At 71.6% G+C, this 8,598-nt stretch carries 7 protein-coding genes; 4 read left to right on the top strand and 3 right to left on the bottom strand.

Annotation, left to right across the window (positions count from 1 at the left end; genetic code table 11):
- Together D7Y21_RS38490 and D7Y21_RS38485 are read left to right on the top strand one after the other, a co-directional pair.
- Window positions 1-949, top strand: a 949-nt coding sequence (locus D7Y21_RS38490; RefSeq protein WP_147469503.1) for a D-alanine--D-alanine ligase, incomplete at its 5' end; no start/stop codon positions are given.
- A 317-nt stretch (window positions 950-1,266) separates the two neighbouring features.
- Entirely contained in the window at window positions 1,267-2,790 is a 1,524-nt protein-coding gene (locus D7Y21_RS38485) for a cellulose synthase family protein (protein WP_121718366.1), read from the top strand.
- Between the two features lie 104 nt (window positions 2,791-2,894).
- Here the strand turns inward: D7Y21_RS38485 and D7Y21_RS38480 are convergent, their stop codons facing one another.
- Window positions 2,895-3,422 carry a hypothetical protein gene (locus D7Y21_RS38480; protein WP_199735575.1) on the bottom strand — a complete coding sequence of 176 codons (528 nt, stop codon included), beginning with the start codon at window positions 3,420-3,422 and terminating at the stop codon, window positions 2,895-2,897.
- An 82-nt stretch (window positions 3,423-3,504) separates the two neighbouring features.
- Between D7Y21_RS38480 and D7Y21_RS38475 the strand changes: the two genes are divergently transcribed.
- Complete coding sequence (locus D7Y21_RS38475; RefSeq protein WP_120566367.1) at window positions 3,505-4,527, top strand: PEGA domain-containing protein; 1,023 nt, start codon at window positions 3,505-3,507, stop codon at window positions 4,525-4,527.
- Between the two features lie 67 nt (window positions 4,528-4,594).
- On the opposite strand, the gene D7Y21_RS38470 is transcribed toward D7Y21_RS38475, so the two are convergent.
- Window positions 4,595-5,191, bottom strand: coding sequence for a hypothetical protein (locus tag D7Y21_RS38470; RefSeq protein WP_121718364.1), 597 nt, complete (start codon window positions 5,189-5,191; stop codon window positions 4,595-4,597).
- Between the two features lie 50 nt (window positions 5,192-5,241).
- Between D7Y21_RS38470 and D7Y21_RS38465 the strand changes: the two genes are divergently transcribed.
- On the top strand, window positions 5,242-7,086 hold the full coding sequence (locus tag D7Y21_RS38465) for a M1 family aminopeptidase (protein ID WP_121718363.1): 1,845 nt from the start codon (window positions 5,242-5,244) through the stop codon (window positions 7,084-7,086).
- 7 nt (window positions 7,087-7,093) lie between these two features.
- Here the strand turns inward: D7Y21_RS38465 and ftsY are convergent.
- The coding region (ftsY, locus tag D7Y21_RS38460; RefSeq protein ID WP_233612458.1) for a signal recognition particle-docking protein FtsY at window positions 7,094-8,598 on the bottom strand (1,505 nt) is incomplete at its 5' end.

Here is an 8,598-nt window from a genome sequence, read left to right as displayed (position 1 = left end):
CGGGTGGGGCGAGGAGCGGGAGATTTCGCTCAAGACGGGGGAGGCCGTGGTGGCGGCCCTGGAGACCCTGGGGCACACCGTCACCCGCGTTTTCGCGGGCCCGGGCCTGGACCGGGCGCTGCGCGCGGCGGACATCGACGTGGCCTTCCTGGCGCTGCACGGCCGCATGGGCGAGGACGGCCGGGTGCAGGGCCTGCTGGAGCTGCTGGAGATTCCGTACACCGGCTCCGGCGTGCTGGCCTCCGCGCTGGCCATGGACAAGCCCATGGCGAAGAAGCTCTTCCAACTGCACAACCTGGCCTCTCCCTGGGGCTACCGGGTGGCCCGCGAGCACGCGGAGCGCGCGCTGGAGCTGCACGGCGACAGCGGCTTCCCCTGCGTGGTGAAGCCCGCGAAGGGCGGCTCGTCCGTGGGCCTGTCCGTGGTGCACGACGCCGGGGCGCTGGTGCCCGCGGTGGTCCAGGCGTGCCGCTTCGGCGGCGAGGCCCTGGTGGAGCGCTTCGTCCAGGGCCCGGAGGTGACGGTGGGCATCCTCGGCGACAGCGTGCTGGGCAGCTGCGAGGTGTCCTACCCGCGCGAGGGCTTCGACTACGAGGCCAAGTACAAGGGCGGCGGCGCCCAGTACTTCCTCCCGCCCCGCCTGTCCGGCACCCGCCGCGTCAACGTGGAGTCACTCGCGCTCGCGGCGTACCGCGCCCTGGGCTGCCGGGGCTATGGCCGCGTGGACCTGATGTGCTCCGACACGGAGAACGACGTGGTGCTGGAGGTGAACACCCTGCCGGGCTTCACCCCCACCAGCCTCCTGCCGAAGATCGCCGCCCGCGCCGGCCTGGACTTCCCCGCGCTGGTGCAGGCCGTGCTGGACCGCGCCACCCGTGACGAGTCCCACGTCGCGGAAGGCCCCGCCCTCGTGCCTACCGCTCCCGTGCCCCTGCGCGTCGCGCGCTAGGTCCTGTGCCGCTCGGAGCACCTGGGACGTCGTCCCGGTATCGCCCCGACGCAGGGAAGGAGGGGGTGACAACCTGCGTCAAAGCCGCCGTTCAAAGCCTCTCGAATCCGGGGAATAGTTTGACATGACCCGGGTGGCTCCCTATTGTCCGCCGGCGATCAGTAGCCGGAAGGTCAAAGCCCTGTCTTTTCGGGCACATACGGGGCGGGGCTCAGCAGACCCACAGGCGGCGGTCAGCGTGAGCGGTCGGTCGGCATGCCGCCACGTCTGGTAGGACCGCTGGCGCCAGTGCCAGCGGGAGGGGCTGAGCGTCACCGATGACCACCGTCGAGATCATCTTCCTGGCAGTCTACTTCAGCTTGCTGAGCGTGCTGGGAGTCTACGGCTCCCACCGCTACCGCATGGCGTTTTTGTATTACCGCCACAAGTTCAAGCTGCCGACGCCCAACGGCACGCTGAAGGCGCTGCCCAGGGTCACCATCCAGCTGCCCATCTTCAACGAGATGTACGTGGTGGAGCGCCTGGTGGAGTCGGTGTGCCGCATCGACTATCCGCGCGAGCTGCTGGAGATCCAGGTGCTGGACGACTCCACGGACGAGACGTGCGGCATCGCGCGCGCGTGCGTGGAGCGCCACCGTCAGAAGGGCCACGACATCGTCTACATCCACCGCGTCAACCGCCAGGGCTTCAAGGCGGGCGCGCTGGAGAACGGCCTCAAGCTGGCCTCGGGCGAGTACGTGGCGGTGTTCGACGCGGACTTCGTCCCCAGCCCCGACTTCCTGATGCGCACGGTGCCCTTCTTCGCGGACGCGAAGGTGGGCATGGTGCAGGTGCGCTGGGGCCACCTGAACCGTGAGTTCAGCATCCTCACGCAGGCGCAGAGCATCTTCCTGGACGGGCACTTCATCATCGAGCACACCGCGCGCAATCGCGCCGGCTGCTTCTTCAACTTCAACGGCACCGCGGGCATCTGGCGCCGCACGACCATCGGCGACGCGGGCGGCTGGCAGCACGACACGCTCACGGAGGACCTGGACCTGTCCTACCGCGCCCAGCTCAAGGGCTGGCAGTTCATCTTCCTGCCGGAGGTCATCTCCCCGGCGGAGGTGCCGGTGGACATGAACGCCTTCAAGAGCCAGCAGCACCGCTGGGCCAAGGGCTCCATCCAGACGGCGAAGAAGCTGCTCCCCACCATCCTCAAGAGCGACCTGCCGCTCCTGGTGAAGCGCGAGGCCTTCTTCCACCTCACCAACAACATGGCCTACCTGTTGATGGTGCTCCTGTCCGTGCTGATGCCCATCAGCATGGTGGTGCGCTTCCAGCACGGCCTGTACGGCACGCTGTTCCTGGACCTGCCGTTCTTCATCACCGCGACGGCCAGCGTCTGCGTCTTCTACGTGGCCGCCCAGCGCGAGCGCGGCGTGAAGGGCTGGGAGCGCTTCAAGTACCTGCCCTTCCTGATGAGCCTGGGCATCGGCCTGGCCATCAACAACGCGAAGGCCGTGGGCGAGGCGCTGCTCAACCAGCAGTCGGGCTTCGCGCGCACGCCGAAGACGGGCGCGGAGGGCAAGAACGTCAAGGCCGTGAAGAAGAGCTACCGGGGCAGCAAGACGCTGATGCCGGTGGTGGAGCTGCTCTTCGCCGCGTACTTCACCGGGGCGCTGTGGTTCGCCATCGACTCGCGCATCTACACGTCGGTGCCCTTCATCATCCTGTTCCTGGCGGGCTTCCTCTACGTGGGCGCGTCCAGCCTGCTGCAGGGGCTGGCGGGCCGGGCGAAGGTGCCGGACGCCGCCCCCGCGGTGACTCCCTCCGAGGAGCAGCCGCGTCAGGCGGCCTGAGCCGTTCGCACCGCTTCGCTGTCCACCTCGCGCCGCCGCTTCCCTCCTGGGCTCCAGGGCGGGGAGGGCGGCGCGGTGCTTTTCCACGGCTTCCGGCTTGGCGCCTACAGGCCCGCGTCGGGCGCGCCGCGCAGCAGCACCTGCTCCTGTCGCACCGGGGCGGGGCCGGAGGTCGCGGGACGGCAGCCCTCGTCGATGGCGGTGCTGGACGCGGCCCTCAGCGTGAGGCCTGCGTCGGTGCAGGCCACGGCCTCCGTGGGGAAGGCGACGGGGCAGGGCATCCCGGAGGCGCTGAAGCCGGTGGCGCGCGTCTCGCCCACGAAACCCTCTGGCGTGCGGGTGAGCGCGATGCCCACGGAGCCCGCGTCCGGGGACTCCATGCCGCCGTCCGCCCACGCGCGCACCACTGCGAGCGACAGGGTGCGGCCGTCGTCCTGGGCCAGATAGCGGAAGGCCGGGTTCTGCGCGTGGTGGTAGTCGCCGGACTGGTCCTTCTCACAGCCGGGCGGCACGTGGATGGGAGGCGGCACGGAGGCCGTGGAGGTCTCCACCCGGGGTGGGGCCTTGCCCGGACAGGCCGCGAGCGAGAGGACACAGAGGCCGAGGGGGAGGGTGACGAGGGCGCGGTGCATGGAGCGCGGATATTCTCCCAACGGACGGCCCGGTGGGACGGTGTTTGCTTCCCCAGGGATGACTCTCTAACCTTCGGGCGACATGAGTCTTCGCCGCTTCGCCATCCTGTCGCTCGTCGCCACCCTGGCGCTGCCGTCCGCGGCGTTCGCCCAGGACATTGATGATCTCCTGGGGCCCTCGGAGACGAAGCCCACCAAGCCCAAGGGCACCAAGACCAAGCCCGCGAAGCCGCCGAAGCCGACGGCCAAGCGCAAGACGCCGCCCAAGAAGGAGAAGCTGGGCGCGCGCAAGGGCAAGGCGGGCAAGAACGCCGCCACGGCCACCGCCGAGGACACGGCCCCGGCCAAGGCCACGCTCGCGCTCAAGCTGGGCAGCAACGCGCGCGGCGCGAAGGTGACGGTGGACGGCCAGGAGGTGAACCCGCAGACGCCGCTGGAGCTGGCGCCGGGTGAGCACACCGTCGTTGCCCGCCGTCAGAACTATGCGGACTTCATCCAGCAGGTGACGCTGGCGCCGGGCCTGGCGACAGAGCTGATCATCGCGCTGGACGCGGCCACGGGCTTCGCGACCTTGCGCGCGGACGTGCCCCGCGTGGTGGTGTTCGTGGACGGCAACCGCGTGGGCCCCGCCCCCATCGAGAACTACCCCCTGTCCCAGGGGCAGCACGAAATCGAGTTCCGCGGGCCGGGGCTCAAGGACGTGAAGAACATCAACGTGCGCGCCGGTCAGCTCTACGTCGTGGAGGGGCGGCTGCGCCCCTCGTCTGACACGCCGACGGCGGTGGCGCAGGCGGATGATGTGCCTCGCTCGACGTTGCTGGAGCCCTCGAAGCCCGCGGGGCCGCAGGTGGACCAGCCGGGCCTGGCGCTGGGCACCGAGCAGCCGCCGGAGGTGAAGGAGAGCACCAGCAAGGCCTGGTACCAGAAGTGGTACGTCTGGGTGGGCGTGGGCGTGGTGGCCGCGGCGGCGGGCGCTGGCGCCTACGCGGTAACCCGGGGCCCCGCGGAGCTCACCCCGAACGAAGTGTGCGGCGGGACGTGTGACGGCGACATCGGGTTCTCGGGCCTGCGCCCGGCGATGCCCGCGAACGGCGTGCGCTTCTGACGACGCTCGGGGCGGACGTCCGCGTCCGCCCCGGTTGGCTCCGGAGGGCTCTGCTGCCCCGGGCCGCTCAGTTGCCCCGCAGGTCGTCCTCGGCGCGGCCCGCGCCGGGCTCCAGCCGCAGGAAGACGTTCGTCACGCGGCCCACGCCCCAGTAGTCCAGCGCGGTGGCGCGGATGCGGAAGGGCTCGGACTCCGGCAGCAGGGCGCTGAGGTCCACCTCGTTGGGCTCGAAGCTGAAGGCGCGCCGGCCCACGTTGTCCACCTGCTCGTTGCCGATGAAGACGCTGTCCGCGAAGCCCACGGCGGCGCGGCGCGACACCTTCCCCTTCGTGTCCATCACCTCCAGCAGCAGGAAGTTGTCCACGGCGAAGCCCTGCGTGCAGGCCGCGTCCCCGCAGAGGCTCGCCTTGGCGCCGTCCAGCAGCAGCTGCGGCGTCTCGCCGGTGGCGACGACGCGCGGCGTGCGCTCGCCCTCGCGGGTGTCCACCTCCACGTCCTCGCGCCGCTGCTCCAGGCGCGCCGTCTCACGCTCCGGCGTGGCGCTCAGCAGTTGGACCGAGCGCGGTTCGGGCGGCGCGGCGGCGGTGGACGGGGGAACCTGCTTCGCGCAGGCCAGGAGGCTCAGCGCGGCGGCGGAGAGGGTCAACGTTCGCGAGTGGCGCACCCGGAGGCTTGTAGCGAGCGGCCCTGGACGGGGTCAATTAGCATGCCCCCATGCGGACCTTCCCCGGATGGTGGCTGCTGTGCGCGCTGGTCGCGGGCCCCGTGGCCGCGGCGACACCTCCCGCCCCCACGGCCTCCGCCATCCCGGGCGCGGGCAGCGTGGCGCCAGAGGTGCAGCTGTGCCTCCAGCACCTGAAGCCGGAGGAGCGGGACCGGGCCGCGCGGGCGCTGGGGCCGCTGGAGTCCGTGCCGCTCTACCGGGTTCAGCTGGAGGTGGAGCCGAAGGAGCGGCGCGTCTGGGGCAAGGTGCAGGTGGAGCTGGTGGCCAAGGGCCCCAAACCGGTGACGGAGCTGTACCTGCGGCTGACGCCCAACACCCGCTCCCGCCAGGTGACGCTCTCCGGCGCGAAGCTCAACGGGAAGGCCGTGGCGCTGGAGCTGGGGCCGGAGCCCACGTTGCAGCGCATCACCGTGGAGCCGCCGGTGCCCCCGGGCGGCACGGTGTCGCTGGAGGTCGCGCTGAAGGGCACGGTGCCGAAAGCGGCGCCGGGCGCTGAGTCGCTGCTGGGCTCGGGCGGGCTGCTGGGCGGCGGCGCGAAGGGCGGCTCGGACGACCACGGGGCCTTCTCCGCCACGGCGGACGTGGTGAGCCTGGTGGGCGTGGTGCCGCAGGTGCCGCCGGTGGATGAGCAGGGCCAGCCGTGGGCCGGTCCGCAGGGCACGGGGGACCTGGCGCTGTACGAGCCCGCGCACGTGCTGGCCACGCTCACGGTGCCGTCAGGCTGGGCGGCGCACGCCACCGGGACGCCCATGGGCGCGGTGCCCGAGCGCGACGGCCGGGTGCGCTACAGCTTCGCCGCGGCGGCGGTGCGCGACTTCCCGGTGCTGGTGACGCGCGGCTACCAGTCCGCCACCGCCACGGTGAACGGCGTCACGGTGGAGAGCCACTTCGCGGCGCGGGACGCGGCGGTGGGCAAGCGCGTGCTCAAGTACGCGTCGCAGGCCCTGACGGAGTTCGAGAAGCGGCTGGGCCCGCTGCCCTACACCCACTTCCGCGTGGTGCAGGCGCCCTTGAGCGGCGGCGCGGGCGGCATGGAGTTCCCGGGGCTGGTGACGGTGGGCACGTCCCTCTACCGCGCGAAGCAGGACCCGCTGTCCATGCTGGTGGGCATGCCCGGCATGGAGGCCTTCCAGGAACTGCTGGACGCGCAGGGCGGCGCGGGGATGCTGGCGCAGGTGAGTTCGCAGGTGGGCGCGTCCCTGGAGCGCACGCTGGAGTTCACCGTGGCGCACGAGGTGGCGCACCAGTACTTCGCGGGGCTCGTGGGCTCGGACCCCATCCACGACCCGGTGGTGGACGAGTCCCTGGCCCAGTACGCGGCGCTCCTCTACATGGAGTGGGCCCACGGCCCGGAGGCCGCCGAGTCCCTGCGCAACGAGGCCCTGGTGATGCCCTACCAGTTCTTCCGCCTGACGGGCGGCAGCGACGGCCGCGCGGACCGGCCCACGGGCGACTTCGACGGCGGCGAGCTGGAGTACGGCGCGCTCGTGTACGGCAAGGCGCCGCTGTTGCACCACGCGTCGCGCAAGCTCGCGGGGGACAGCGCCTTCTTCAAGGCCCTGCGCGCGTACGTGGACACGTACCGCTTCAAGTGGGCGTGCAAGGCATGCTTCACGCAGGAACTGGCGAAGGCGAGCCCCGCGAACGCGAAGGCGCTGACGCAGCTGCGCACGCGCTGGTGGGAGGAGTCCCACGGCGACGAGGACCTGGGAGCGGCGGACCTCCAGGGGCTGATGGAGGCCATGGGCGGCAACATGGGCATGGGCGGTGTGAAGCTGGACGCCCAGACGCAGCAACTGCTGGAGCAACTCCTGCCCCAGTTGATGGGGCAGTAGGGCCACTTCAGTCGAACAGCGCCTGCACGAACTCGCGCGGCTCGAAGCGGCGCAGGTCGGCGATCTTCTCGCCCACGCCCACCCAGACCACGGGCAGCTTCAGCTCGTCGCAGATGCCGATGATGACGCCGCCCTTGGCGGTGCCGTCCAGCTTGGTGAGCGCGATGGCGTTGATGCCCACGGCCTCGTGGAACTGCTTGGCCTGCTGGATGGCGTTCTGTCCGTTGGTGGAGTCCAGCACGAGCAGCACCTCATGGGGCGCGCCGGGCAGCGCCTTGTCCATCACGCGCTTGACCTTCTTGAGCTCCTCCATGAGCGGGGCCTTGGTGTGCAGCCGGCCCGCGGTGTCCGCGATGATGACGTCGGCGCCTTCCTCTTTCGCCTTCTTCACCGCCTCGAAGATGACGGCGCTCGGGTCGCCGCCGTCCGGGCCCTTCACCAACTGGGCGCCCGCGCGCTCGGCCCACACGTCCAGCTGCTCCGTGGCGGCGGCGCGGAAGGTGTCACCCGCGGCGAGCACCACCTTCTTGCCCTGGCCGGTGAGCTGCGCGGCCAGCTTGCCGATGGTCGTCGTCTTCCCGGCGCCGTTGACGCCCACCACCATCACCACGTGCGGCGGGCCACCGCCCTCCAGCGAACGCGGCACGGGCAGGTCCACCATGCGCGCCACCTCGTCGCGGATGGCGCCCTTGATGCGCTCCGGGTCCTTCAGCTCCGCGCGCTTGAGCTTGTCGCGCGCCACCTCCACCAGGTGGTCCGCGGTGCGCACGCCGATGTCGGCGGTGAAGAGGATCTCCTCCAGCTCCGACAGGACGGACTCGTCCATGGTGCGCTGGCCGCCGAACAGGCCGTTGAGCCGCGCCATGAAGCCCTGGTTCTTCGTGCGGTCCAGCCCCTGCGCCAGCGTGCGGCCGCCCTCCGCCTCCACCTTGGCACGCGCCGCGGCGGCCTCGGCCTGACGGGCGGCCTCCGCCTGGGCGGCCTCCTGGGCGATGGCCTCGTCGCGCAGGCGCACTGCTTCGACCTGCTCCCGCTTGCGGCGCTCGCGCGTCTCGTCGTCGAGCGCCTTCTTGGCGCGGTACTCGACGCGCTTGGCCTCCTCCTCGCGCTCCTTGAGGGCGCGGACCTGCTCCTCCAGCCGGGCCTTCTCCGCCGGGTCCTTCGCGGCGTGGGCGGCGAACGAGGCCGTCTCGCGCTCACGGCGCAGCTCGTCCATGCGCGCGTGGGCGTCGTCCAGGTCTCGGCGCCGGGCGAGCTCCGCCTCGTTGGGCGGCAGCTCCACTCGCAGCTCGGGGCGCTCCGCGGGCAGCTGGGGCGCCTCCTCCGGCTTGCGGGGGGCCTCCGGAACGCGCTTCTTGCCGAAGAGCTTGCGCGCCGCCACGAGCGCCAGGACGACGAAGAGGGCCGCGCCGCCAATGCCCACCACTTCGCCGCCGGTGAGCCCGGTTTCCGGCGGAGTGCCCGTGCCCGGCTGCGTCGTCCCGTCGCCAGGAGTGGGGGCGGGGGAGGGGG

Origin of the sequence: Corallococcus sp. AB045 (assembly GCF_003668895.1) — a bacterium.
Classification (GTDB): domain Bacteria; phylum Myxococcota; class Myxococcia; order Myxococcales; family Myxococcaceae; genus Corallococcus; species Corallococcus coralloides.
The sequence above is the reverse complement of the archived record's forward strand: the minus strand, read 5'-3'. Positions and strand labels throughout refer to the sequence as shown.